This is a genomic window from Enhygromyxa salina (assembly GCF_002994615.1).
GTDB classification, from domain to species: domain Bacteria; phylum Myxococcota_A; class Polyangia; order Nannocystales; family Nannocystaceae; genus Plesiocystis; species Plesiocystis salina_A.
The window spans coordinates 1-26,318 of the sequence record NZ_PVNK01000143.1; the positions used below are offsets into that span (position 1 = coordinate 1).

Here is a 26,318-nt window from a genome sequence, read left to right on the forward strand (position 1 = left end):
GGCTTGGGTCGAAGACGCGGGGGAAGGGGGGGGGGCTCGGTTTGTGCTTGCTCTTCGTCGCGATGATTGACGTTAGCGCCCTGCCCGAGCGCCCTGCCCGAAGGTCATGTCCGCTGCCGCAGCGCCCTGCCCGAAGGTCACGGCGCCCTGCCCGAAGGTCATGTCTACCGTAGCGGAAGAATTGCCCGGATTTGATCAGAAGGCGGTGTTTCACGAAGAAAAGCCCACCTCCGACAGCTAAGCAAAACCCGCAAACTGACGCTAAACCAATCTCAATTCACCGACCACCAACGCCCAACCAGCACCAACAAGCGGGTCGCCATGCCCGCCCGCATCCATCGACCAGTTCTTCTATGAATATCCAGCACATCGCGCCCCATACCGGCGCCACATCAACCAAGTACCATCAGGAAACTCAACGTCCCTGTCCCCGCCAAGCCAGCGTATCCTCGCCTCGGTGTACGCCTTCTCGAACGCCTTCTTCCGCTGCAGCGCTTCGATGCGCTTCCACTTGTCTGTCGAGGACACCGTCGGCCGTACCCCGAACAAGTCCTCGGCGCCAGGCATCGTGGCCCAGTGTTGCGCCTTGACGTTGCGCATCTTCAGGACGGTCTTTCCCGCCCGCCGCCGCTTGGCTTCGAGTTTATTCTCCCTCGCCTCGACCCCCTCAAGCACGAGATCCCTAAGTTCGTCATCGCTTAAATCTGGCCGAACTGGCGGTCGCACGAGTCGAAACGTCGCAGTCGTGGGTATCTGGCTCCGATCGCGTTTCGAGCCGGTCCTCGCGTCGCGGCGCTTCCGCTTCCTACCCGATTCATGCTTCTTGTTCGGCTGTTTTGGCGCCCAGATCCCGTACCGAGGCTTGCGCAGCACGAGCTCGTCACCGTATCGCATTCGAATCGTCGTCACGCCCTTCCAGTGACGAGCCTTGGTCACGAGATTACTCGCACACGGATTCGCTAGCGTATAGACCGCGTGCTCGAGCGTTTTCTCGGCGTCTTGCGGTTCGACGAGACCGTAGCCCTTCTCAATGTTCGTCCCCGATATCCCTCGGAGAGCATTCAACGCGCGCGAAGCCAACGAATTGAGCTCCTCCATGAAGTCGGGGATGCACTTCGTGTGCGCAGTCATCAACAGATGAAAGTGGTTGCTCATGTACACGACCTCGTGGACGGAGACCGGAAACTTCGAGCAGGTGTACGCCAGGACGAAGAGCAGGGTCTCCGTGACCCTCTCGGTCGGGACGAACCTGAAGCTTTGTCCCACGGCGCGGCACGTGATGAACACGGTCTGTTCTGCGTGGATCGAGCGCGGCGGGGTCACAGACGGTCTGTCGGCCGGCAGACTCGAGGTTTGCAGATTTTTTTCTCTCGAAGCATGCGACGAACCCGAGCGCGAAGACAAGGAGCCGCTCCCGGCTCAACACTTGCAGAGGCGGCCCCAACGAGAGTGACCTTCGGGCTGGTCCCGCGCGGGCTGGTCCCGCGCGCGCGGCTCGGGCTGGTCCCGGGTCCTTGCGGGCTGGTCGCGGGTCCGGGCTGGTCGCGGGTCCGGGCTGGTCGCGGGTCCGGGCTGGTCGCGGGTCCGGGCTGGTCGCGGGTCCGGGCTGGTCGCAGGTCCTTCCCGGGCTGGTCGCAGGTCCTCCCCGGGCTGGTCGCAGGTCCTCCCGGCTCAACACTTGCAGAGGCGGCCGCAACGAGAGTGAGCTTCGGGCTGGTCCCGCGCGGGCTGGTCCCGCGGGCTCGCGAGTTGGTCGAGGGTCCGGCCTGGTCGAGGGTCCTCCGGGCAAGTCGAGGAGTTTAGCCCGACGCGTCAATCAACGCCTGCTTGATGTTGTCGTAGCCCTCATCAGTCCCCAAGTTCGTGCTGATGTCCCCACCCACCGGAAGCTCGAGGAACAGCGTACCGTCAGGCGAGTAGATATACATGTCGTCCTTGCCGCCACCATGGAGGTCGTAGGCGTCGTCCTCCGGAGTATCCTGGAACAGCGGGAAAGCGCAGCGCTCGATCAAGTTTTGTTGATACTCCTCGGTGTCAGCCGAGACCATGTTGATGGCCAGGAACTGGACGTCGTAGCCCTCGAGCCTCAGTTCGAGTCGCATCTGCTCCATCTTCAGCGCCTGGCTCTGGCAGTAGGAGCACCAGCCGGCGAGCAGCGCGACAAGGGTCACGTGGCCCTGGAAGGAGTCGAGGCCGTAGGTCTGCTCGAAGCCGCAGCTCTGCGGCTGAAAGTCGTAGAGACGCCAGTAGGGGGCACAATCGACGCAAGGAGGATCGCCGTCCCCATCGCCATCGCCATCACCATCGATGATTGGCGTGACCCCGACGCACACCTCTCCGTCCCCATCGCCATCACCATCCCCATCGCCATCACCATCACCATCACCAGGGTCGCCGTCCCCATCGCCAGCTCCCTCCCCCGTGCTCTCCTCACTGCCCTGATCCCCATCGCCACTGGAGCCCGAGCCAGGCTCCACCGTGCAGGCAGCAGGTCCAAAGGCCAGACCGAGAGCCAACCATACATTCAGCGCGACACACGCAAGTTCTCGGGAAGCCAAGAGATGCATGGCTAGACTCTACCAACTGTAGCCGCTGACTGCGCGCATCAGCCCCATCGTCGGAACGTCCTCAGGCTGGTCGAGCCGAGGACAAGGAGCCGCTCCTGGCTCGGCACTTGCTAAGGCCGCCGCAACACGAGCGACCTTCGGGCTGGTCAAAACGCGGGCTGGTCAAAACGCCCGCGGGCTGGTCAAAACGCCCGCGGGCTGGCTCGGCACTTGCTAAGGCCGCCGCAACGCGAGCGACCTTCGGGCTGGTCAAAACGCGCAACACGAGCGACCTTCGGGCTGGTCAAAACGCCGCACGGGCTGGTCAAGCCCCCGCGCGGGCTGGCTCGGCACTTGCTAAGGCCGCCACAACGCGAGCGACCTTCGGGCTGGTCAAACTAAGGCCGCCACAACGCGAGCGACCTTCGGGCTGGTCAAAACGCGGGCTGGTCAAAACGCGCGGGCTGGTCAAAACGCCCGCGTCAGCCCACAGGCATGCGCGACCGCGTCGCGATACGCCCCCCACGCCCCAAGCACCCGCTCCATCGCCGCGACCGCATCCACGCGTCTGTGTGCGGGCCCATGATCGAGCACGCAGCCCCAAGCAGCCGCCCGATGATCCCCCTCGACCGCGCGGTGAGCCTTGGTCAGCGCCAGCGACTCCAGCGGCAACCCATAGTGGACCACCAGCGGGTGCTGCTCGAGCGGCGGAGCCGGCCGCTTCGGGACCGCGGCATCGAGCTCGCCACGCTCGTGCGCGGTGCCCTCGATGAAGATCGTGACCACGCACGCGGCGGTCAGCCACCCACAACCGACCGTCAGCTCGTCGATCGTCGCGCGGTAGGCCGCCGCAGCCGGCAGCAACTCGACCGCCTCGAAGCGCGCGAGATCCATGCCCAGGCCCCGGGGATACTCGAGAAACAGCTCGGGGTGCGGGCGCCCGGCCGCGAGGCCCCCGGTCTCCTCCTCATAGAGGTTCTCGGCCAGCTCGCGACGCACGGCCGGAATCGGGCACTGGACGTGGACGCGCCCGACCAGGACCGGAAAGTCGCGCACATAGGTCGCGTACTCCTGCTCGAGGTGGACGTGGAGCAACTCGGCCGCGACCTCACCCGCGCCAAAGCTCGGCCACGCCCAGTGCTGCTTGCGCTCCATGATCTGCAACAGCGCCTCGGCGAAGGTCTCGCGGTCCATGCCCCAATCATGCCTCAGGAGTTCGCGCCCCGCAGGCGCCGCCGCTGCCCGCGCCAAGCGCTCCCTCGCTTGCAAGATCCTGCGATCCGTGGGACCCCCCGCCCGTGAACTTCGACCAGCTCGGCCTCGTGCCGCCTCTCCTGCGTGCCGTCCGCGAGTCCGGCTACAAACAACCCACCCCGATCCAAACCCAGGCCATCCCCCCTGCTCTGGCCCGCCGCGACATCCTCGGCTGCGCCCAGACCGGGACCGGCAAGACGGCGGCTTTCGCCCTGCCGATCCTCCAACACCTCGACGCGAGCGCCGACGATGAGCCGGCCCTGCGCGCGCTGATCGTCACGCCCACGCGCGAGCTCGCGGCCCAGATCGGCGAGAGCTTCGCGACCTACGGCGAGCACCTCGAGCTGTGGCACACGGTCATCTTCGGCGGCGTCAACGACAAGCCGCAGATCCGCGAGCTGCGCAAGGGCGTCGACGCGATCGTGGCGACCCCCGGACGCCTCCTCGACCTCATGAGCCGCGGCGAGATCAACCTGTCGAAGATCGAGGTCTTCGTGCTCGACGAGGCCGATCAGATGCTCGACATGGGCTTCTTGCCCGACATCCGCCGGATCGTCGCCAAGCTGCCCACCAAGCGCCAAACCCTGTTCTTCTCGGCGACGATGCCCGACTCGATCCGCACGCTCGCGGCCACGCTGCTCCACGATCCGATCGAGGTCGCGGTCGCGCGGGTCTCCGAGCCCGCCGACGTCGACCAGCAGCTCTACTTCGTCGACAAGGCCAACAAGCGCAAGCTGCTCGTCGATCTCCTTCAGCACGACAAGACCGTCAGCCGCTCGCTGGTGTTCAGCCGGACCAAGCACGGCGCCAACCGGATCGCCAAGTACCTCAGCGACGCGGGCGTCGGCTCGGCGGCGATCCACGGCAACAAGTCGCAGGGCGCCCGCACCCGCGCCCTCGATGCCTTCCGCAAGGGCGACCTGCGCGTGCTCGTCGCGACCGACATCGCCGCGCGTGGCCTCGACATCGACTCGGTCAGCCACGTGATCAACTTCGATCTGCCCAACGTCCCCGAGACCTACATCCACCGGATCGGCCGGACCGCGCGGGCTGGGGCCTCGGGCATCGCGCTGTCCTTTTGCGACATCGAGGAGCGCCCCTACCTCGCGGACATCGAGCGCCTGCTTCGCTGTCACATCGATCGCGTCGAGGATCACGCCTATCCCCCCGCGCAGGCGCTGCCGGGGCCGACGGACCTCGCGGGTAAGTCGTCGGGCCAGGGCCGCGGCGGCGGCGGCGGCAGGGGGCCGTCGCGCAACAAGCCTCGGCGCGGCAAGCGAAGCGGACGACGGCCTCGTCGGCCGCAGTAGTCGAGCGCAGCACGAACAACCTCGCTTCGTGACGCGCGTGGGCCACGTCATCCACAGTCACGAACCTGAGGACGACGAGCTTTTGGCGGACCGTCGAGCGAATCAACGGCATCGGCGCGCCGCATGACGGCCCGCCGCATGACGGCCCACCGCATGACCGTCAAAGACCGCGCCGTCACCTCGCGCGTCAGCCGTTGGGGATCCCGGCGTTGCTCAGCGCGTAGCCGGTCATGTCGGAGTAGGTGTAGGCCCCAACAAGCCCGCTGTAGGTCCACAGCTCGCCCGTGTCGGGGTCGACCTTGGTCGCGTTGGAACCGTACGCCACCGCCCACACGTAGCCCTCGAAGTCGATGCTGACCCCGTAGGAGCCGTTGGATGGCCAGTTCTTCTCGACCGCGAGGCTCTCACGGTTGACCCCGATCACCCCGCCGCCGCCAGCCATCCACAGCAGCCCGTCGGGCCCGGCCTCGGCCATGCAGCCCGAGTTGCCGCCGGTCTGCGCGGTCGCCCACGCGTCGTTTTGGGGATCGTAGCGGGTGACCACGCTCGCGCACAGCCACACGTAGCCCTCGCTGTCGACGGTCATGCCGTAGTAATGGGGGCCGCCGGGCGGGTGATAGATCTCGTAGGTCATGTCCTCGCGGAACACCCGGACCAACTGACCGCTCGCCCCGAGCTGCGAGCCCCAGAAGTTGCCGTCACCGTCGACCGCGCCGCCGTAGATGCCGTAGAAGTCGGAGTTGAGGTTGCCGCCGCCCGTTGGGATCTCGACCATCTCGACGACCGAGCCGTCGTCGCCGTCGAGCACGATGACGTCGAGGGAGCCGCCGCCGTTGTTGCCCGAGGTCCACAGCTCGACCTCTTCGTAGGCGCAGTTGCCGTTGTTGAAGGTGCCCGCCCCCCACGCGACCGGGCGCTGCGAGGCGTAGCCAAAGGGTGTGTGCCAGGCGACGCACTCCTCTTCGCCCCACGCGAGGTACTGGTTGCTGTTCGAGGTCTGAATCCCCGGCATACCGTTGCTCTCCTGGCAGTCCTCGGGGTTGGCGTAGATCTTGGTCACGCCGCCCGAGCGGCTCGCAACCGCGACGTTGCCCGCGAGGCTGACCGAGGTCCGCGAGGGGCTGCCCGCGCCGTCCGGGCGCACGATGTAGCGGCCCTCCTCGGTCACGGTCTTCGTGTTGATCTTGGAGATCGTGCCCTGGGTGCTGTTGGCGGCCCACAGGTACGAGAAGGTCGGGTCGTTGCCCCCGCCCCCGCCGCCGCACGCGTCGCCGCCGTCGGGGACGCCGAGCACGTCCCACTTGAACTCGCCGCCCTCGCTGTTGTCGCCCGTGTCGCCGTCGCCGTCGCCGTCGCCCGTGTTGGTCTGGCTGTCGCCATCTTCGCCGCCGGTCTCGCCGTCGACGCCCGTGTCGACCCCGCTATCGATGCCAGTGTCGATCCCGGTCCCGGCCGAGGTCCCGCGACCTTCGCCACCGCCGCAGCCCACGAAACTGAACAGGCCAAGCGTCACGAAACAAGAGATCACAGTTTTTTGCATGGTCCGACTCCCGTCTCACTGTACCGAGAAACTGGCGACGAAGCGCGGAGCGGATCGTCACGGCATCCCTGTCCGCCCCCAACGCCGTTTGGTCAGCCTCCAGTCGGGTGGGCCTGGACACTGATCGTTGGGCCAAGCGTGAGCGCTTCTGCAGGCCCCTGTTGCAGGCCTCGTTCGTATCGGCCATATCGGTGGCGATGCGCCGCCTCGCCACGCCCCTCGTCCCCCGCCTCGCCGTGCTGCTGCTGTGCCTCGCCATGCCCGTGGCCAGCGGCGCCTGCGGCGAGACCCAGCGCCCCGACGGCGGCACCGGACTGCTCGAGGCCGGCGTGCAAGCCCCGAAGCTCGAGGCCACCGCGCACGACGGCACCGAGCTGACCCTGGGCAGCCTCGCCAAGCCAGCGGTCGTCTACTTCTACCCGGCCGACGACACCCCAGGCTGCACGAAAGAGGCGTGCGCGTTCCGGGACATCTGGTCCGAGTACGAGGCCGCCGGGGTCATGGTCATCGGCGTCTCGACCCAGGACAACGAGTCCCACCGCGAGTTTGCCGAGAAGCACGAGATCCCCTTCCCGCTCGTGGCCGACACCGACAAGCGCTGGGCGACGGCCTTTGGGGTCAAGCTGCGGGGCGGGTACGCGGCGCGCGTGAGCTTCTTGCTCGATCGCGACGGGAAGGTCGTCGAGGTCTACCCGGGCGTGGATCCGGGCGTCCACGCCCGCGAGGTCCTCGACGACGCGGCCAAGCTCTGATCGCCGGGGCCAGGCCTAGCAGCCCGTGGTGCAATTCATCGTGTCGCCTCGCGCCGGAATTTTCGCCGAGGGCGCGAAGCAAAATTCCGGCGCGAAGCCAAAACGCCGCTGTACCGGGCGTACTGCAAGTTTTGGCGACAAAGCCCTCGGCGAAGAGGCCAAGCGAGGCGGCGCGAGGCATTGCACCACGCGCTGCTAGCAGCCCGTGGTGCAATGCATCGTGTCGCCTCGCGCCGGAATCTTCGCCGAGGGCGCGAAGCCAAAACGCCGCTGTACCGGGCGTACTGCAAGTTTTGGCGACAAAGCCCTCGGCGAAGAGGCCAAGCGAGGCGGCGCGAGGCATTGCACCACGCGCTGCTAGGTGAGCGCCTTCAACGCGGCCCCGACCCGCGGCAGCGCGTCGTCGATCTCCTGCTCGCCGACGGCACCGACGCTGAGCCGAAACCACCCCTGGCCCGCGTCGCCGGTCCCGAACGCCTGAAACGGCACGACGGCCACCCGCGCGGCGTCGAGCAGGTACTTGCGCACGTCCTCGTTGGTCTCGAGCGTCTTGCCCTCGGGCGTGGTCTTGCCAAAGGGATGCACGCGCACGGTCAGATAGATCGCCCCCATCGGCGCGATCGCGTCGACCGGCAGCCCCGCTTCGCGCAGCTCCCGGAGCCCGCGATAGAGCCGACGCAAGCGGCTGAGCACGCCAGCTTTGAACCCGGCGTGGAACTCGGCGACCGCCGCCGGATCCTCGAGCATCGCGACCGTCGCGAGCTGCTCGGCCCGCGGCGCCCAGGCGCCGACGTGCCCGAGAAAGGCCGACATCCGTTGGATCACGTCGACCGGCCCCACCGACCAGCCCACACGGACCCCGGTCGCCGCGAAGGCCTTGGAGATCCCGTCGACGAACACGGTCCAGCGCGCCATCTCGGGCACGAGCTGCGGCGGCGTGTAGTGCTCGACGCCCTCGAAGGTCAGCATCCAATAGATGTGATCGAAGAGCAGGTAGAGCGGCCGCTCACCGCTGCGCTCGCGGCGGTGGTTCTCGGCCACGATCGCCTCGCAGATCCCGAGCAGAGCCTCGCGCGAGAACGCGGTCCCGGTCGGGTTGAGCGGCGAGTTGAGGCACAGCATCCGCGCCTTGGGCAGGCTCTCGATCACGGCCTCGCGCGTGGGCAAAAAATTGTTGTCGACGCCGCAGGTGATCGGCAGCTTGGTCGCCCCGAGCATGTGGCAGTAGTGGTTGTTGTTCCAGCTCGGGACCGGGTAGACGACCGTGTCGCCCGCGTCGACCAGCGCGCGGTAGGCCGCGTAGATGCAGGGCCGCCCGCCGCCCGCGACCAGAACCGAGTCGGTCGTGTAGCCCAGGCCCAGCTCGCGCTCGTAGAAGGCCCGCACGGCCTCGCGCAGCTCGAGCACGCCGTTGCTCGGCGGGTAGTTGGTCTGGCCGGCGGCCAGCGCGTCGCGGATGCCCTGGGCGAGGAGCTCGGGGATCGGAAACTGCGCGGGCTTGAAGTCGCCGACGGTCAGGTTGCAGACCTCGACGCCCGCCCGCCCGAGCTCGCGGATGTCGCCGGCGATCTTGAGAATCTCACTGCCGACCAACCCGGCCGCCATCGTGGAGATGCGGCCGTCGCCCTCGCTCGGGGCCGCCGCAAACTCGCTGAGGTCCTGTGGCTCTTTAACCATCGCGCGGACTATGCCGCAGGATCCCGAGACCCGGCTAGCCCGCGAACGGTTGTGCGCGCCACCTGAGCGACGCCAGCGGTTACACTCGCGGCGATGACCAGCACACGCCTGCCCTGGCTCGCCTCCCGCCTCCAGGGCTTCGGGACCACGATCTTCGCCGAGATGACCGGCCTGGCGATCGAGCACGGCGCCGTCAATCTCGGCCAGGGCTTCCCCGACTTCGAGGGCCCGGACTTCATCAAGCAAGCGGCGATCGAGGCGCTGAGCTCGGGCCACAACCAGTACTGCCGGACCCAGGGCATCCCCGAGCTCAACCGCGCCATCGCCGAGCACCAACAACGCTTTTGGGCGCTCGACTACGATCCAGACACCGAGGTCACGGTCTACGCCGGGGCGACCGAGGCGATCTACGCGACCCTGGCCGCGCTGTGCGAGGTCGGTGACGAGGTCATCTTGTTCGAGCCCTACTACGACTCGTACCGGGCCAGCGTGGCCATGGCCGGAGCCCACGAGAAGCTCGTGACCCTGCGCGGGCCCGACTTTTCATTCGACCCGGAGCAGCTCCGCGCCGCGTTCACGCCCAAGACCCGCGCCATCCTCGTCAACACGCCGCACAACCCCTCGGGCAAGGTCTACTCCCGCGTCGAGCTCGAGCTGATCGCCCAGCTGTGTCGCGAGCACGACGTGCTCGCGATCACCGACGAGGTCTACGAGCACCTCGTGTTCGAGGGCGAGCACATCCCCCTCGCCGGGCTCCCGGGCATGCGCGAGCGCACGGTGGTCATCTCGTCGGCCGGCAAGACCTTCTCGTTCACGGGCTGGAAGATCGGCCACAGCTGCGCGCCCGCGCCGATCACTCGGGCCCTGCGCAGCGCTCACCAGTTCATCACCTTCTGCAACGGCACGCCCTTCCAGCACGCGATGGTCCACGGCTACCGCGCGCCCGATGCCTACTTCGAGCAGTTCGAGGCCGAGTACCGAGCCCGGCGCGACAAGCTGTGCGAGGGCCTCGCCGACGTCGGCTTCGAGGTCCTGACCCCGGCCGGGACCTACTTCGCCCAGACCGACATCCGCCCGCTCGGGTGGGACGACGACTTCGAGTTTTGTCGCATGCTGCCAGAGAAGATCGGCGTCGCGGCGATCCCGACCTCGGCCTTCTACAGCCAGCGCGAGGCCGGCAAACACCTGGTCCGCTGGGCGTTTTGCAAGACCGACGCGGTCCTCGACGAGGGCCTCGCGCGACTGCAAAAACTACGCAAGTAACACCCCCGCCAACTCACCATGCGCATCGCCGCCCTCCAAACCACCATCGCCTGGGAACAACCCGCGGCCAATTTCGAGCGCCTCGCGCCCAAGCTCCGCGCGGCCGCGGCCGCGGGCGCGCGCCTCGTCGTGCTGCCCGAGATGTACGCGTGCGGGTTCTCGATGGACACCGCGCGGATCGCCGAGCCCCCCGATGGACCGAGCGTCTCCTTCTTGCGCGACCAGGCCGCGGATCTGGGCCTGTGGGTCTGCGGCTCGGTACCCGAGCGGGCCGAGCCTCGCGCCGAGCACCCCGCCAACACCTTGATCTTCGCCGGGCCCGGAGGCGAGCTCTACCGCTACCGCAAGCGGCACCCCTTCACCTTCGCGGGCGAGCACGAGCACTACCTCGCGGGCCACGACACGCTCACGCGGACGATCGAAGGCGTGCGCGTGAGCGCGTTCATCTGCTACGACCTCCGCTTCGCCGACGACTTCTGGGCCCTGGCCGAGCGCACCGACCTCTACGTCGTCGTCGCAAACTGGCCCCAAAAACGTCGCGAACACTGGAAGACCCTGCTGCGCGCGCGCGCGATCGAAAACCAGGCCTGGGTCGTCGGCCTCAACCGCGTCGGCGAAGGTGGCGGGATCACCTATGGCGGTGACAGCATGATCATCGACCCGTGGGGCGAGATCGTGGTCGCGGCCAGCCGCGACGAGACCATGCTGCTCGCCAACATCGACGCGGACCGTGTCCGCGAAGCGCGGACCAAGTTCCCGGTCCTCGCCGACCGCCTCTGAGCGGCGGCGGCCGGCAGCAATTTCGCTCCCCCGCGCGCGGGGCCGGCCAGCCGCCTTGGCCCTACGGTCACACCAGACTCCGCGCAGCCGCGCGGTCGCGATGCATCGATTTCACGCGCAGTTGCGATAAGCTGAGGTCATGTATTCGATGACAGTCTCCCCCGGCCCGAGTCGGGAGACGAAGAAGACAGGTGGACGCTCGACCTCCGCCACCGTAGTTGGACTGCTCGGGCTGCTCGGCACTGGCTGCCTCGGACCCAACCCCCTGCTCGACGCGGGCGAGGACAACAGCGAGACCGCGACCACGGGCGACGGCGACGCCGCAGACACGGAGACCGGCGACGGCGACACCGAGCCCGGCGATGGGGACACAGAGACCGGCGACGGCGACGCCGACGGCGACTGCAGCAACCGCGTCCTCGACGAGGGCGAGGCTGACGTCGACTGCGGCGGCAACTGTGAGCCCTGCACCGACGGCTCGAGCTGCGTCGAGGCGAGCGATTGCGAATCGGAGGTCTGCACCCATAACATCTGTCAGGCGCCGAGCTGCAAGGACGGCGTCCACAACGGCACCGAGCGAGCGAGCGACTGCGGCGGGCCCTGTGTGATGTGTGAGCACAGCGAATTCCAGCCCGAGCTCGACGACTTCGAAGGGAGCTCGGCCGTTCGCCCGCAAGTCGCAATGTTTGCCGACATGAGCTTCGCGGTGACCTACGGCGGCCCGATGCAGGCGCGGGCGCGGTGGTTCGACGAGTTCGGCGACCCCAGCGGACCGGACGTCGAGATCAGCGACGACGTCTCGTTCAGCCCAGGAGAGCCAATCCACTTCGCGGCGGGTGCCGGCGACGAGCGCCCGATCCACGCCCTGGTTCCCGGGGTCGACGGCGCCAGCGTGTCGACCGACCTGTTTTTGATTCAGCGCGAGCCCGACACCGAGCTAGTCAAGCACCTCGTCAACCCGCCCGGCAACATCGTCGACGAGGGCGACCTCAGCCTCGACGGCAGCCGCGCGACGATCACATGGACCGAAGACAGCCAGGTGCTCGTCCGTCGCTTCGACTACGACGTCGGCGACGGCGCGTGGATCGACATCAACCCCTTCTCAGCCGAGACCGACCCCGACAACTACAAGGGCTCGTACCCGGTCATGAGCCTCACCGTCGACGGCGTGGTCGTCGTCGCCTGGGTCCGCTGCGCGGCCATGAATGGGTACCCGTGCACGGTCGCCGTGCGTCGCTTCGACACCGACTGGATCGACCCGGCGCCGATCATCGTCACGGAGACCGAGGAGGCCTACATCTACCCTCAGGTCGCGCTCGCCGAAGACGGTCGCGCGGCCGTGGTCTGGAGCCGCCTCGACATCGGCAGCGCCCAGGTTCGCGCGCGCCTGCTCGACGCCGACTTCGCCCTCGACGGCGACCAGTGGACCCTGCAGGTCGACCTCCCCTTTGCCTCCTACGCCGACGTCGCCGCCCTCAGCGACGGCAGCTTCGCGTTCGCGTGGTGCGACCCCCCCCAAAGTCGCATCCACCTGCGCCGCTTCGTCGGGCCCGACATGCCGAAGCTACCCGAGCTCGGCGACGAGTCCCCGTGGCCGAACGTCAGCAACCCCGGCGCGGTCAGCTTGTCCAGCGTCGAGAACCGCCTCGCCGTCGTGTGGTCCGCGACCGTCGACATGGTCACGCAGGTCCAGGGCCAGGTGCTGAGCTTTTGAAGAGTGCGGTCGAGACTCGTCGGCAACTTTGAGGACAGCTCGACAGACGCTAAGCTACGCCATGCATTTGAGGCGGTTCGCTGCTGGCGCGCTGGGGCTCGGCCTCACCGCGTGTCTGGGACCCAACCCCCTGCTCGACGCGGGAGGCGACGGCAGCGAATCCGGCGCTGAGACCACGACCGGGGACGGCGACTCCGGCGACGGCGACAGCGACTCCAGGGACGGCGACGGAGACGGCGACACGGGCAGCGGCGATGGCGATGGCGACTCTGGCGACGGCGACTCTGGCGACGGCGACGGCTGCAGCAACGCCGTCCACGACGGCGACGAGACCGACCTCGACTGCGGGGGCAGCTGCCCCGCGTGCGAACCCGGCGAGGCCTGCCTCGAGCCCGGCGACTGCGACTCGCTGGTCTGTGACGAGCAGGTCTGCGCGACGCCCAGCTGCAGCGACGACGTCCGCAACGGCGACGAGCTCGACGTCGACTGCGGCGGCAGCTGCCGCTTTTGTGAGCACTCGGTCTACGTCGATGAGTTCGACGACTTCGAGGGCAGCGACTCGCTGTGGCCGGGGCTCGCGATGTTCTCCGACGGCGTCTTCGCGGTCTCGTACGTCGCGCTCGCTACCGAGGAGATCCGCGTGCGGTGGTTCGACGATCTCGCGACCCCCTTCGGGGCGGGGGAGGAGGTCACCGACCTCCTCACCGAACCGACCATCGCCTCACAGGCGATGATCGAGACCGACGATCTCGACGATCACACCGTCTACATGGTCCTCAACGGCGAGGACGAGATGAGCGTCAACCGCGACGTGTTCGCGGCCGCGCGCGCGCCCGGGAAGGCTGCTGAGCTCGCGCCGATCTACCAAGGGCCCAACCCGGTCGCGCACGCCGACATGATCCTCGACGGCGCGATCGCAACCTACGTGTGGGAGGACGACGGCCGCATCTACCTGCGCCGCTACGACTTCGATCTGCTCGGCGGAAGCTGGATCACCCTGGCCCAGACCGCCAACCCCAACTATGCCAATCGACCGGGCCGGAACCCGACCCTCGCGCGTGGGCCCGAGGTCACGGTCGTGGCCTGGGCCGCCTGCGACGGCGTGATGACCGACGCATGCGACATCGAGCTGCGCCGCTTCGACGACGGCTGGGTCGAGGACGCGCCCGTCAGCCTCAACCTCCAGCCGCATCCCTACGGAGATCCGCAGCTGGCGATCGCCGACGACGGTCGCGTGGCCCTGACCTGGACTCGGCTCGACAACGGCAACCGGGAAGTCTGGGCGGCGATCGTCGACGCCGAGCTCGCCCCCGACGGCGCGGCGTGGCTGCTCCAAGGTGGGCTCGAGACTCCCCTTTCTCCGACCAGCGACGTCGTCGCCCTCGAAGACGGCACCTTCGCGTTTGGGTGGCCCGACGCTCTCGCCAACCGCGTCCACATCCGTCGCTTCATCGGCGCCGACACGCCGCTGGTCACCGACGTCGGCGACGAGGCCCCATGGCCGACGACCGACCTCCCCTACTGGGTCCGCATGGCGACGTCCGGCAACCTCGTGGCCGTAGTCTGGAGCGGCAAGTCCGACAACGTCTTTCAGATCCAGGGCCAGGTCCTGAGCTTCTAGCAGGCCGGGGTGCAATGCCTCGTGTCGCCTCGCGCCGGAATTTTCGCCGAGGGCGCGAAGCCAAAACGCCGCTGTACCGGGCGTACTGCAAGTTTTGGCGACAAAGCCCTCGGCGAAAAGGCCAAACGAGGCGGCGCGAGGCATTGCACCCCGGGCTGCTAGCCCTAAATCAAGCGCTCACTCACTCGTGAGCATGGGCTCGAGCTGGCTCGTGTCGGTCGGGCTCGTCCGCTCGGTCGTGAACTCGTGGCCTTTGACCGAGCGGCGTCCGGCGAAGCCATCGTTGAGCCCGTGGAAGAAGCGGATCTCCGGCTCGCCGAGCTTGTAGCAGAGCACGACCTCCTGCTCGCCGTCGCACCAGCTGCGGAAGTCGACGAGGCCCTCCATCACGCCTTTGACCTCGACCCCGAGGCCCTCGATCAGGGCGACGACCTCGCGCAGGGCCAGGTAGATCATCCGGGCCTTGGCCAGGGCCTGGGCGGCGGGCTCGTCGTCGAACTCGTCGAGCTCCTGTTCGCCGCGCAGGAGGGGCCAGTCGATGTCGTGGCCGGCGTCACCGAGTCGGGCGATCGCCGTGCGCAGGTGACCATGCAGCTGCAGGGCCTGGCCCATCAATTTGCGCACTCGAGGCAGCAGCGCTTGAGCCTGCTCGAGGGTGAAGTAGCGACTCGCCACGGCTCCTCACTAGACCGTGACCCTGCGCGAGTCAACCATGGTTAGCGGCAGAACTTGTTCGCGCCGAGATCGCAGGCCTGAGCGAAGAAACGCCTCGCGGCGCGCCTGTTCTTGGCCACGCCGAAGCCCTGCTCATGGAGCTTGCCCATGCCGATGCAGCCGAACGCGAAGCGCTGCTCGCAGCCGCGGCCGTAGTACTCGGCCGCCTTCTCGCCATCGGCCTCGACCCCCCGTCCGCGATGGTAGGCGAGCCCGAGCCACACACACGCGAGCGGATCGCCAGCTGCGCATCCCTGAGACAAGAGCTCGAAGGCCTCGGCGTAGTTGGCCTCGAGCCGGTCTTGATCGTCCCCTGACTCAGGTCCTCGGAGACTGCCGGTAATCAAGATCTGCGCGCGCTGGGTGCAGGCGAGCGTGACCCCACCTTCGCAGGCCTGGCCGTAGAGCTCGACCGCGCGCCCGAAGTCCTTGTCGACCCCGAGCCCGCGCACATAGTAGGCCCCGAGCACGATGCAGTCCTCGAGCTCGCCCTCGCTGCACGAGCGCTCGCGCAGGCTCCGGCCGCGGACCCACAGCTCGGCCGCGGCGGCCTCGTCTGCGGCCCGATCCTCGTCGGGGTTGGCGTCGGGGTTGGCGTCGGCCCCGGCCCCGAGCCAGCTCGCCAAGACCTCGCAGCCGTCGACGTCGCCGAGATCACACGCGTAGCGAAAGTAAGCCTCGGCGGTCGTCCGATCCTGCTCGACGTTCCAACCGAGCGCGAAGATCTGCCCGGCGAGGGTGCAGCCGGCCGCGCTGCCCTCTTGGCAGCCATAGCGGGCGAGGTCGACGGCCAGGCGCTGATCGCCAGCGCCTGGGTCTCCGCCAAATTCGCCGCCCGACTCGCCGTCGATGAACGAGACCGACAACGCCGTGCACGCGTCGGGGCTGCCGAGCTCGCACCCGCGCCGCCACAGCCGCGCCGCCTCGCCCTCGGCGGTCGTCCCAGCCTCGTGGTCGGGACCCTGCTCGGCGAGGTGGAGGCCGAGTCGGTAGCAGCTGCGCCCGTCGCCGGCCTCGCAGGCGTCGTCGAGCAGCTTCACGCCGCCGTCGCGGTCTTCGGGGAACCCGATCCCGCGCAGGTGCATCCAACCGAGGTTGCCGCAGGCGAGCGCGTCGCCAGCCTCGCAGGCGTGGGCGAACAGCCCGCCAGCACGATCGAGGTCGCGCGGGACCCCGGTCCCGAGCGAGTAGAGCAGCCCGAGGCTACCGCACGCGTAGCCGTCGCCGTCGCGGCAGCCTCGCTCGTAGAGCGCGACCCCGGCCTGGGCGTCGACCTCCACGCCGACGCCCGAGACGTAGGCGGTGCCCAGCGCAGCGCAGGCCCGGGGCTCACCGACCTCGCAGGCCTCACGCAGGCGCGCGACCCCAGCCCCAGGGTCGGCGTCGGGCCCCGTACCGAGGAGGAGATCGATGCCGTGTTGGACGCACGCGTAGAGGTAGCCGCCGTCGCAGGCCCGCGCGTAGTACTGGTCGCTGCGCGCACGGTCCCGGCTCCGGACCAGCTCGGCGACGGCGCTGCACGACTCGACGTCGCCGGCGTCGCAGGCCATCGCGTACAGACGCTCGCCCTCGTCGAGCCCGATCTCCACGCCGATGCCCTGGACGTGAAGCAGCGCGAGCGCGCCGCAGTGGGTCTCGGGCTCGCCGACGCAGCCGGCCTCGAGCCGGTCGAGCCCGCGCTCGAACAACACCCTGGCCTGGCTGGGGTTCTCGGCCTCGATCAGCGTGCCGAGCCCGATGCAGGCCCGACCGTCACCGGAGTTGCACGCGCTCTCGTAGTAGCGCTGGGCCCGAGCGAGATCCGCCCCGACGCCGACGCCGTGCTCGTAGCTCGACCCGAGGTAGGTGCACGCGCCCGGGTGCCCGGCCTTGCAGGCCTGCTCGAACATCTCGACCGCGCGCTTGGGCTGGCGGCGACCGTGGATCCCGGCCCCGTACATGCGCCCGGCCGCGAAGCAAGCCTCGGTCGAGCGCGGCGAGCAGGCTCGCTCGCACGCGACCGGATCCGCGCAGCCGCCATCCTTGGGCCGACATCCGACGACCACCAGCAGCGCCAACACGGCCAACAGCGCCGCCGCGGACCCTCGGGGGCCCAAGCCTGAATCTCGCCACGAAGGCCACATCGGGCCGAGTCTACCCGAACCCGAACCGCCGCGCGGCGCGTACACTGAGGTCCCAGCCGCTGTCCCCGACCCGGCCCGCGACGATGCCCTCCGTGCGCCCCCTCGCCCGCTCGCTGCTCCCCCTGTGCCTCGCTGCGCTCGCGTGGCTGCTCGTCGCGTGCCCCGTGAGCACCCCGCAGTGGCCCGAGGACGACGGCTTCGACGATCACACCTTCGCGCGGGTCGAGGACCGCGCCGACTTCAATGCCCACGCGGCCGTCGGCGCGACCGGGACCGCGGTGCTCAAGTTCGTGATCGTCGGCTTCGGCGAGCCCAACAACCAGCACCTCCGCTACCTCGACGGCCGCTTCTACGAGTTCCACGATGAGTGGTACTGGTTTCGGCTGCTCAACGGTCAGCAGGTCCCCGGCTCGCGCGAGCGACCGGTGTCGGGCCACGAATTCGAGACCGTCGACGAGATCACCCAGTGGGTCCGCGCTCGCTCGAGCCCGCCGCCGCTCGGCATGCGGATCATCGACGAGCGCCTCTACTCCGACTACTTCTACGAGATCGCCGTCCACCGTGAGCGTCGCGCCCTCGGGATCGGCACGATCGTCCACTTCCCGGCCCGCGCGGGCGAGCACCCCCGCGACGAACGCTGGGGCTTCGAGCTCGAGTACAGCGACAAGGTCGAGGCCGAGGAGCTCGAGCTGTTCTTCGCCACGCTGTCGAGCTCGCTGCCCGACGAGCTCGGCGAGCGCCTCGAGTACATCGCGCGCTCGCCCGCCCAAGACCAGCTCGTCGCCCGCCTCCGGGCCCACGAGCACCCCCTGGCCTCACGCCTGACCAAGTACGCCGAGCTCGCGGTCCCCGGCGAGATCGAGGTCTACAACCCCGGGCTGATCGCCGGGCGCCTCCGCAAGCTGCCGGCCGATCCCGAGCAGGCCGCCGCGGTCCTGACCGAGGGCAACGCGGGCGTGATCTGGATGATGCCCTCGGTCCCCGACGAGCTCCCGGCCGCGGCCGGGCTGCTGACCGCCGTGCCCCAGACCCCGCTCGCCCACGTCAACCTGCTCGCGCGCAACCGCGGCATCCCCAACGCCTACGTCGGCGGCCTGTTCGAGGATCCGCAGCTCGATCAGCTCTCGCGCGTCCACGCGCCCGTGGTCATCCTCGCCGATGGCTCGCGCGAGCTGACGATCGAGCCGATCTCCGAGGAGGCCTACGGCCAGTGGCGGGCGCTCGCGCGCGAGCGCCCGCCGACCCTGGACCCCGTCGACCCCACCACGCTGCCCTACACCCTCGACCTCGACCGCGAAGCCCCGGCGCGGGTACCCGAGCTGCGCGGGATCGTCGGCGGCAAGGCGGCCGGCTTCGTGGTCCTGCACGCGGCCGGCACGACCATGCCCGAGCGCCCCCTGGCGATCACGACCCGCGCCTACCACGAGCACATCCACGAGCTCCGCGCGCTGCTCGAACACACGCTGAGCGATCCGACCTTCAACCGGGACGGCCGCGCGCGCTACCTCTTGCTCGAAGGCCGCGAGGACTTCGACGCCCGGTTTGCGAGCGCCGCCGACCAGGCCTGGGTCCGCGAGTTCATCGAGGCCCACCCGCCCCAAACAGCCAAGCGCGACCCGATCGCCAAGCTCCTGATCCACGACGGCATCAAGCGGGCGATCCGCGAGCGGCCCCTGAGCGCGCCCGCGGCCGAGGCGATCGACCGGGCCCTGCGCGCGCACTTCGGCCACTTCGCCCCAAGCCAGGGCCTGCGCTTTCGCTCGTCGAGCACCGTCGAGGACGTCGAGGGCTTCTCGGGGGCGGGCCTCTACGACTCCAACACCGGCTTCCTCCACCCCGAAGCTCAGGCCCGCGAGCGCGATCAAAAAAAGTCCGCCGAGTGGGCGATCAAGAAGACCTGGGCCTCGTACTGGAGCTGGGAGGCCTTCGAGGAGCGGCGGCTGACCGGCATCGATCACCTCGACGGCGACATGGCCGTGCTCGTCCACGCCCGCTTCGACGACGAGCTCGAGCGCAGCAACGGGGTCCTGACCCTGACCCTCGACCTGTCCGGCGACCGCCGCGGCGCGGTCCAGGCCCCGGGTCGGGTCCGCGCGAGCATGGAGGTCGACGTCCAGCTCGGGGCCCTGAGCGTGACCAACCCGCCGCCCGATCGCGCGGGCGAGGTGTTGCCGGAGGTCGATCGGGTCACGCTCGCGCGCGTCGGCGAGCCGGTTCGGATCGAGCGCGTGTCACGATCGACCGAGCTCGCGTCCGGCGACGTCCTCCATGACGCCACGCTCGACCAGCTGTTTCGCGACTCCCTCGCGATCGCCGAGCGCTGGCTCGAGATCGAAAACCGTCGGCTCCCGAGCGCCCGCGCGCGCGGCCGCGTGACCCTCGACATCGAGTTTCGCGAGGTCGCCGCGGGCTGGCCCGGCTACGCCAGCGCGACCCCGGCGAGCGCGCGGATGGTCATCAAGCAGGTCCGCAGCCTCGACCCCGGCGTGCCGTCCGGAGCCGAGCAGCTCCTCGACCAGCCGATCCCCCGCGACCTCGTGGTCTTCGCCGATCGGATCGAGCGACGCAGCTGCCGGGGCAGCCGCACGCGCGTCGATCTGCTCGAGGTCTGGACCGATCCGATGGCGCCCCGCGAGCTCGACCACGGCCACGGGCGCGTGCCCTTCGTCGCGCGGGTTCGGGTTGACGCCCGGGGTCTCGAGGGCGGGGCTCGGCGCTTCGATCTCGATCACCTCGAGCTCGCGGCCGTCGAGCACCCGGGCCTCGACCGCGGCGCGCCCTGGGCCGCGACGCTGAGCCTCGATCCCGCGGCCGGGGTGGCTGTGGATCGGATCGAGATCAGCGCCGGGCTGCTGCGGGTGTTCGCCGGCGGGAGGCTCCTCAGCGAGGAGCCTGCGCCGTGCAGCGTCGATGTGGCCTTCGCGTCGCCGGACGGGTTCTTGCGTGGGCTGCTCGGGCGCTGACCCGCTGCCCCGCTGACCCGCGACCCGGCCTCACTCACTCGCGCGCGGCGAGGTCGTCTGGATTGACGGCGTAGTCCGCGTCGTCGGGGCAGTGAAGATCCCCGTCGTCCCCGGTCCGGGTCCAGGGCTCGGCGATGTAGACCTGCCAGTGGTCGCTCACCGTGTATGACTCGCCCGGGTTCTCGCAGGCCTCGGCGGACACGGACTGGCCCGGGCCGATGATCACGACGGCGCCCGCGGCCAGCGTGCACCCGACCGCCCAGGTCAGATCGTTCCAGCCCTCACACACGCCATAGTCGACGCGATACTGGGCCTCGGTTCCGGACGGGGCGTCGAAGGCCCACCACGAGCCGAGGCGGTTGGTGTTCTCGCCGTAGAGCCGATCCGGTCCGCTCCACAGCCGATACACGCTCATGTCCTGCTCGAGGCGCACGACCAGCCCCTCGGACAGCCCGCCGAGCCCGGCGGCCTTGACCGCGTCGGACAGCCCGGCGGCCTCGGCCTCGGGGCTCGCCTGATCGACGATCTCGACCTTGCCATCGAGCGCAGCCGGGACCGCCAGCTCGGCGCTCGGCGCCTCGGTCTCGGGCGCTTGCTCGACTGGAGCCGCGCCAGCCTCGGGGGCGGTGACCGGCGGCGGCTGGGCCGGACCACAGGCCGCGAGCGAGGCCGCGAACGCGACCGCGAAGCCGGTCCACACGGAACGCCTACGCATCGCCATCACCGTCTCCGTCTCCGTCTCCGTCTCCATCTCCGTCTCCGTCTCCATCGCCGTCTCCGTCGCCGTCTCCGTCGCCATCGCCGTCTCCGTCTCCGTCGCCGTCTCCGTCGCCGTCTCCGTCTCCGTCGCCGTCGCCGTCTCCCGTCCCGCCGCCGCAGTCCTCGAACGCGACCGTGCCGCCTTCACACCACCAGTTGTTGCCGTTCTCATCGCAACAACCGATGACCGTGAGCCCGCGCGGGCACGGGGTCCCGGCCATGAGATCGAGGGCCCCGCAGTCGAGCGGCGCGGCTGAGTTCTCGAGGTCGAAGCCGCAGGCGTTCCACTCGTTCATCACGCTCCACCCGCAGTTGGGGTAGGGGCTCGCAGGGAGGCCACAGACATCCTCAATGCACTCGAGCCCTTCGCCGCACGCGCCGTTGTCGCACTCGCAGTCGAGGGTCCCGGGCGTACACGCAGACTCATCGCCGATCTCGCAGATCCCGTCGACGCACATCAAGCCGGAATCGCACAGACCACCTTGGCACTCACAGCCGTAGGTGCCCGGCTCGCAGTCGCCGTCGCCGTCGCCGCCATTGCCTTCGCTGGTGCTGGTCCCGTCGCCGTCGCCGGGGTCGCCATCGCCGTCGCCATCGCCATCGCCCGCGCTATCGGTGCCGTCGTCCGTCGCAGCGTCTTTGCACGCGAGCGGCAGCGTGATCAACGCGAAGCCGAGGACGCACTCGACCGCGAACAGTCCAGGTTTTTTCAGTTTTCGGATCATGGTTCGCTCGCAAGGTCTCACAAATGAGGTGCCGCTGCCACGGATCTTCGCCCCCCTCCATCGCCCGTGTCGCCGTCGCCCGGGTCGCCGTCCCCCTCATCCTTCTCGCCCTTGCCCGGTTCCATCACACGCCGCTGACGCACACGAGGTCCCCCTTACAAGAAGATCGCACCGCCTCGGCACCCGAGCGCCAACATCAACACAACCAGCGGCCAAGGGCGCGCGAGGATCTTGGCCACGAGCCACGGCGCCGCAGGCCGTGACTCGTGTCAGCGAGGCTCCGCTCAGATCGGAATCTCGAAGGGCGAGAAGCCCTCGACCTCCGAGTAGTTGGTCTGGATCGAGATCGCGCCGCCGACCGGTGGCGCGTCTTCGTTGGGGTCGCAAGGCGAGGTCTTGGGCGCCGCGAGCACGGCCCCGCAGTTGTCGCCCCCACACTTCTCCTCGCGCACGACCGGCCCGCTCAGCGAGCCAGCGGTCCCGAACCCGTCGCTGAAGTCGCTCTTGAGCGCGTAGCCGTTGGTGAAGTCGAAGGGATCGCCACCACCGACGACGAGGCGGAAGCTGACCTCGTAGGTCGAGCCGGGGTCGGCCTCCCACTCGCCGGTGTCGTCGTTGAACCACCGACTGTCACACGACGAGTTGCCGGGCTCATAGATCGTATAGGTGATGTAGTAGACCTCGGCGTCGACCTGCTGCTCGCCGTCGGCGAGGCCGGTGACCCGAATCATCGGCGCGCGAATCGGCCGCGCCAATTTGGAGAAGTTGCGGGTCTCGACGTCGGAGCTCCCGTCGGGGAAGTACAGCGTACGCGTGCGCTCGATCTCGTTGAGCGCGAGACGCATGAAGTGGGGGTGCGTCCCGGGGCCGGTCAAGTCGCCGCCGTCGGGGATGTCAAAGCCTCCGCCCGGATCGACGCGATGGTCGTCCGCGATCAGGTAGATGCTGCTGTGGAATTCGTTGTCTTCATCGCCGCCGTCGACGGCGTTGTCGTTGGGGCTGCCGCTGGCGAGGGCGATCAAGAACTGATCGCGATCGCCGAGGGCCAGGCTCGTGCCCGGGTCGTTGATCTCGTCGATCCGGTTGTTGGCGACCACCGCCGGGGCGAAGGTGAACACGTCGCCCTTGCCGTTGGGCGCCACGCTGCAATCGAAATCCTCGTTGCTCTCGCACGCGCGGAACCGAACCGCCTCGTTCGCAACCGCGAAGCCGTCGTCGCTCTTCGGCCACTCGCCGCCACTGTCAGCGACGTGTGGGAACGAGCTGACGTCACTGACCTCCGTAGCGAGGTCCCAGCGGAACAGGCGACCGGCGTTGTCGGCCCAGTAGGCCTCTTGCATCTCGCCCCAGTAGCGCGAGAGGCAGTGCGAGCCAACCGCGATGTCGGACACCTGCGTGACGTCGTCGCTGACGTCGTAGGTCTTGTTGACGGACTTGACGTAGGCGCGCTCGGTCACGGTCTCACCGGTCATCGCGTCGACGACCCAGACCGTGCGACCACGCTCGACCGCGCCGACCTCGTCGCGGTAGCCGCTGCCGAACACCAGATAGGCCGCGGGCTCGACCGACATCTCATGATTGGGGACGGCGTAGGTCAGCGCCGGCCGCGACCAGGTCTGGCCGAGGGTCGCGGCGTAGTCCGCAGCGTTGGCCGCCGTCGAGGTCGTCCACACGACCTCGATCGGGTCGTCGTCCTGGACCCGGCCCATGTGCGAGACGTCGAGGGTCAGGATCTCCGCGCCGCCAGGCCCGAGCCCGAACACCGCGAGGTGTCGCCACTGGCCGGCCTCGTCGTCGTAGGCCCAGCCCGCGTTGACGGTCGAGGCGATGCCGAAGACGTGCTCGGAGGCCTGCTCCGACTGGCCGAAATTCTCGGTCCCGTTGACCGAGAGCTGGCGCGAGTTGTTGATCAGCGCGGCCGGGACGAAGCCGAACAGCTCGTTGCCGCTGTCGTAGTGAAAGCCGTGCAACATGCCAAAGTCGTCGCCAACCAGCACGGCCTCGGCGTAGTCGTAGTGGTCGTCGAAGCCGCCCCCGGAGGTCAGCGCCCACGCGTCCGCCGAGAATTCCTTGAGCGAGTCGGGGATCTCGTCGCCCTGGGCGTTGCGACGCCCGGCGCAGTGGGGGTCACGAATGCCCACGCTCGGCAAGAAGCTCGAGTTTTGTTGCGGGACCCGCCGGATCAGGATCGGCGCCGAATTGGGCGTACCGGGGAGCTTCCAGCCATCGGGCATGTTGCGGCCGAGCAGCCACTCGGTCATTGCGATGATCTCGTCCTCGCGCACGCTGTTGTCATTCGACAGCGGCGGGTCGATGCGGCCCTGATCGTGGAGGGCCTCGACCAGCGAGACGAACTCGGGGGTCGGCTCACCGGACTCCTCGGCCACGCGAATCACGTTGTTGCTCAGATCGTGGGTGTAGACCCGGCGATCCTTCCAGTCGGTCAGCGCCAGGCACTCGCCAGCATCCCAGACCCGACCGAGCGGACAGGGCCCGAAGCTCTCGAGCTCGTCGGTGTCGAGGGGCGCGTCGACTGCGTTGGCGCAGTAGTCCGCGAGCTCGCCGGGGTTGTCGGGATCTTCGTCGGTGCACGCGCGGCGCGCGACGTGCCCGATCCAGGCCGGGGCCTCGGTCCACGAGTCGATCGTGGTCTGAACGGCCGCCTGCGCGGAGTCAGGATCGTTGGGATCCGAGAGCTGGAACTCGTTGGCGACCGTCGGCGTGCCCCCGGGCACGTCGAGCTCGACCTCGCGCCGGATGATCGTCGTGAGCGCCTCCGAGAGCTCGGTGTAATCGGAGGTGATCCAGGCGCAGCCGTCGGCCGGGCTCTCGGGGTCGCGGCAGGTGTCCCAGTGGCCAAAGTCGTTGCCGCCCGAGCAGGGCGTCGGGATCGAGTTGGCCCCCGACGCGGAGCAGGCGATCTCGTGGACGCGGTCGAAGGCGAGCTGGTTCTCGACGATGCCGTCGGTGTACGCGACGACGTAGGTCTTGACCCCGAGCAGGCGCCTGACGCTGCGCAGGCGCTCGTAGAGCTTGGCGCCGCCCTGCGTCGACCACGGGTAGGGCTGACCGTCCGTCACGATGATCAAAGACAACGGCCGACACAGCTCGTCCTCCTCGGCCAGACGCATGAACGCGAGGTAGGAAGCGACGGTCGGATGCGAGAAGGGCGCGTTGCTCTGGGTCAACGCCGGCTTGGGCCCGAGGAGCTTGCCCTCGTTGTCGGTCTTGACCAGATACTCGGTCACGCCCATGGCCACGGCCATCGGGGTCCCACCCGTCGCGTCCGCGCCGCCAGCGTAAGACTTGTCGACGATGCCGTCGAACATCAACGCGGCGTCCTCCTTGCTGCGCGGACCCTGGTCCGCCCAATCGATGTCAGGGTTGTTCTTGACGGCCTTGGAGTAAAACGGCGCATAGAGCGATGCCCCGACCCATTGATCGCGGCGGGTCACGCCCAGACGGTGAACCTGGTGGGTCTTGGTCTTGCAGTTGCCGTTGTCGTCGCACTCTTGGTGCCGCATGCTGTCTTCGCTGAGGGCACTATAATAGGAATACCCAGGGTTCCCGTCGACGTAGGGCCAGTAGTAGAAATCTCGTCCGCAGATCGCGGCGAGCTTCTGATTGTTATTATGTCCGTAGTCGCCGACCGAACTCTTGACGATCTCCAGCTCATAGGAGTCGGTGCAGTCGAGGTTGAAGCGACGACCGAGGAAGCGCGGAAACCAGTGGACCGCGCGCTCGCGGTTGGCGTGGTTCTCGAACGCCTCGAGGTTCGACTCGGTCACGTAGAGCGGCTGATCCAGGAGCGGATCCTCGCTGTTGTTCGGCATCGAGAACCCGCCGAGGTCGTCGTGGCGGAGGTAGGGGAAGGGGCGGTTGTCCCCGCACAGCACCCAGATGCCCTGCTCGCCGAAGGGGTTGCTGGCCGGCTTCCACTGCGTCGAGTAGGGCTGATTGACGTTCTCGGCCCAGGTGAAGCGATAGTCTTTACCGTTGTTCAGCGACTCACAAGCATCGGGGACCGGGCGCTTGTTCGAGCCGTCGGGCGGCAGCGCGTTGCCGAAAGTCATCAGCGCGAACTCGGCCAGGCCCTCGTTGGCCGCGGCGAGATCACGGATGACGCGCCGCGCCGCGTTCATGCGGCTCTGGAGCTGCCCGGCGTCGTCGTCCTCGCAGTTGTCCCACCAGCACTTCGTGTCCGGGTAATAGGAGTAGGGCTTGTAGGTCTCGTCGAAGGCCATCGAGCCCGAGTTGTCGAGCAAGAACAACACCCGCGGCGACACCACGCCGTAGCTGGCACCATGGACAATATAAAAAGGATCGAGGCGCGCCTCGGCCGTTTGCGTGGGCCCAACGATGCCGAAGGCCAGCAGCGCGATCCCGAGCAGCTTCAGCCACAGCCCCCGCCCAGCCCGGTTATTTCGAGTTTGCGTGCTCATATCAACTTTCCTCGTAACCCAAGAAGTTCTCGACGCACACGTCAGCCATGACGTTGTCGTTGTTGTGCCCGCCGCCGTAGCCGACGTCGGGCGAGCTCATCGACCAGGCCTGCTGCAAGTTGGCGGGCGTCAGCG

General features: G+C 68.6%; 17 protein-coding genes. 7 read left to right on the forward strand and 10 right to left on the reverse strand.

Annotation, left to right across the window (positions count from 1 at the left end; translation table 11 throughout):
• Window positions 1-351 precede the first annotated feature (351 nt).
• The 3 genes from ENSA5_RS14790 to ENSA5_RS14800 all read right to left on the reverse strand — a co-directional run bounded on the left by ENSA5_RS14790 (window position 352) and on the right by ENSA5_RS14800 (window position 3,740).
• On the reverse strand, window positions 352-1,323 hold the full coding sequence (locus tag ENSA5_RS14790; RefSeq protein WP_181197759.1) for a transposase: 972 nt from the start codon (window positions 1,321-1,323) through the stop codon (window positions 352-354).
• 476 nt (window positions 1,324-1,799) lie between these two features.
• Complete coding sequence (locus tag ENSA5_RS14795; protein ID WP_106392306.1) at window positions 1,800-2,477, reverse strand: peroxiredoxin family protein; 678 nt, start codon at window positions 2,475-2,477, stop codon at window positions 1,800-1,802.
• 537 nt (window positions 2,478-3,014) lie between these two features.
• Window positions 3,015-3,740 carry an iron-containing redox enzyme family protein gene (locus tag ENSA5_RS14800; protein WP_106392307.1) on the reverse strand — a complete coding sequence of 242 codons (726 nt, stop codon included), beginning with the start codon at window positions 3,738-3,740 and terminating at the stop codon, window positions 3,015-3,017.
• A 104-nt stretch (window positions 3,741-3,844) separates the two neighbouring features.
• On the opposite strand from ENSA5_RS14800, the gene ENSA5_RS14805 reads away from it, so the two are divergent.
• A complete protein-coding gene (locus tag ENSA5_RS14805; protein WP_181197760.1) occupies window positions 3,845-5,110 on the forward strand; it encodes a DEAD/DEAH box helicase in 1,266 nt (421 codons plus the stop codon).
• A gap of 187 nt (window positions 5,111-5,297) precedes the next feature.
• Here ENSA5_RS14805 and ENSA5_RS14810 read toward each other — a convergent pair whose 3' ends face one another.
• On the reverse strand, window positions 5,298-6,623 hold the full coding sequence (locus ENSA5_RS14810; protein ID WP_181197761.1) for an NHL repeat-containing protein: 1,326 nt from the start codon (window positions 6,621-6,623) through the stop codon (window positions 5,298-5,300).
• Window positions 6,624-6,847: 224 nt separating this feature from the next.
• Between ENSA5_RS14810 and ENSA5_RS14815 the strand changes: the two genes are divergently transcribed.
• Window positions 6,848-7,402 carry a peroxiredoxin gene (locus tag ENSA5_RS14815; protein WP_219906788.1) on the forward strand — a complete coding sequence of 185 codons (555 nt, stop codon included), beginning with the start codon at window positions 6,848-6,850 and terminating at the stop codon, window positions 7,400-7,402.
• A 357-nt stretch (window positions 7,403-7,759) separates the two neighbouring features.
• On the opposite strand, the gene ENSA5_RS14820 is transcribed toward ENSA5_RS14815, so the two are convergent.
• Window positions 7,760-9,079 (reverse strand): pyridoxal phosphate-dependent aminotransferase, encoded by a 1,320-nt coding sequence (locus tag ENSA5_RS14820; protein WP_219906789.1) that lies wholly within the window; start codon window positions 9,077-9,079, stop codon window positions 7,760-7,762.
• 93 nt (window positions 9,080-9,172) lie between these two features.
• Between ENSA5_RS14820 and ENSA5_RS14825 the strand changes: the two genes are divergently transcribed.
• The 4 genes from ENSA5_RS14825 (at window position 9,173) to ENSA5_RS14845 (ending at window position 14,457) form a co-directional block, all read left to right on the forward strand.
• Window positions 9,173-10,342 carry a pyridoxal phosphate-dependent aminotransferase gene (locus ENSA5_RS14825; RefSeq protein ID WP_106392309.1) on the forward strand — a complete coding sequence of 390 codons (1,170 nt, stop codon included), beginning with the start codon at window positions 9,173-9,175 and terminating at the stop codon, window positions 10,340-10,342.
• A gap of 18 nt (window positions 10,343-10,360) precedes the next feature.
• Window positions 10,361-11,122 (forward strand): nitrilase-related carbon-nitrogen hydrolase, encoded by a 762-nt coding sequence (locus ENSA5_RS14830; RefSeq protein WP_106392310.1) that lies wholly within the window; start codon window positions 10,361-10,363, stop codon window positions 11,120-11,122.
• 139 nt (window positions 11,123-11,261) lie between these two features.
• Window positions 11,262-12,836 carry a hypothetical protein gene (locus ENSA5_RS14835; protein ID WP_106392311.1) on the forward strand — a complete coding sequence of 525 codons (1,575 nt, stop codon included), beginning with the start codon at window positions 11,262-11,264 and terminating at the stop codon, window positions 12,834-12,836.
• Window positions 12,837-12,897: 61 nt separating this feature from the next.
• Window positions 12,898-14,457: a hypothetical protein gene (locus ENSA5_RS14845; protein ID WP_181197762.1), complete on the forward strand. Its 1,560-nt coding sequence runs from the start codon at window positions 12,898-12,900 to the stop codon at window positions 14,455-14,457.
• A 177-nt stretch (window positions 14,458-14,634) separates the two neighbouring features.
• Here the strand turns inward: ENSA5_RS14845 and ENSA5_RS14850 are convergent, their stop codons facing one another.
• Both ENSA5_RS14850 and ENSA5_RS14855 read right to left on the reverse strand, forming a co-directional pair.
• Window positions 14,635-15,132: a DUF2203 domain-containing protein gene (locus ENSA5_RS14850; protein ID WP_106392314.1), complete on the reverse strand. Its 498-nt coding sequence runs from the start codon at window positions 15,130-15,132 to the stop codon at window positions 14,635-14,637.
• A 41-nt stretch (window positions 15,133-15,173) separates the two neighbouring features.
• Window positions 15,174-17,267, reverse strand: coding sequence for an SEL1-like repeat protein (locus ENSA5_RS14855; protein WP_181197763.1), 2,094 nt, complete (start codon window positions 17,265-17,267; stop codon window positions 15,174-15,176).
• Between the two features lie 119 nt (window positions 17,268-17,386).
• Between ENSA5_RS14855 and ENSA5_RS14860 the strand changes: the two genes are divergently transcribed.
• Window positions 17,387-20,257: a PEP/pyruvate-binding domain-containing protein gene (locus ENSA5_RS14860; protein ID WP_146155710.1), complete on the forward strand. Its 2,871-nt coding sequence runs from the start codon at window positions 17,387-17,389 to the stop codon at window positions 20,255-20,257.
• A gap of 34 nt (window positions 20,258-20,291) precedes the next feature.
• Here ENSA5_RS14860 and ENSA5_RS14865 read toward each other — a convergent pair whose 3' ends face one another.
• From ENSA5_RS14865 to ENSA5_RS14875, 3 genes are all read right to left on the reverse strand, one after another.
• On the reverse strand, window positions 20,292-20,972 hold the full coding sequence (locus ENSA5_RS14865) for a hypothetical protein (RefSeq protein WP_146155711.1): 681 nt from the start codon (window positions 20,970-20,972) through the stop codon (window positions 20,292-20,294).
• Window positions 20,965-21,741 carry a hypothetical protein gene (locus tag ENSA5_RS37690; RefSeq protein ID WP_181197764.1) on the reverse strand — a complete coding sequence of 259 codons (777 nt, stop codon included), beginning with the start codon at window positions 21,739-21,741 and terminating at the stop codon, window positions 20,965-20,967. The genes ENSA5_RS14865 and ENSA5_RS37690 overlap by 8 nt, the downstream gene beginning before the upstream one ends.
• A 284-nt stretch (window positions 21,742-22,025) precedes the next feature.
• Window positions 22,026-26,183, reverse strand: coding sequence for a pilus assembly protein (locus ENSA5_RS14875; RefSeq protein WP_106392318.1), 4,158 nt, complete (start codon window positions 26,181-26,183; stop codon window positions 22,026-22,028).
• Window positions 26,184-26,318 lie beyond the last annotated feature (135 nt).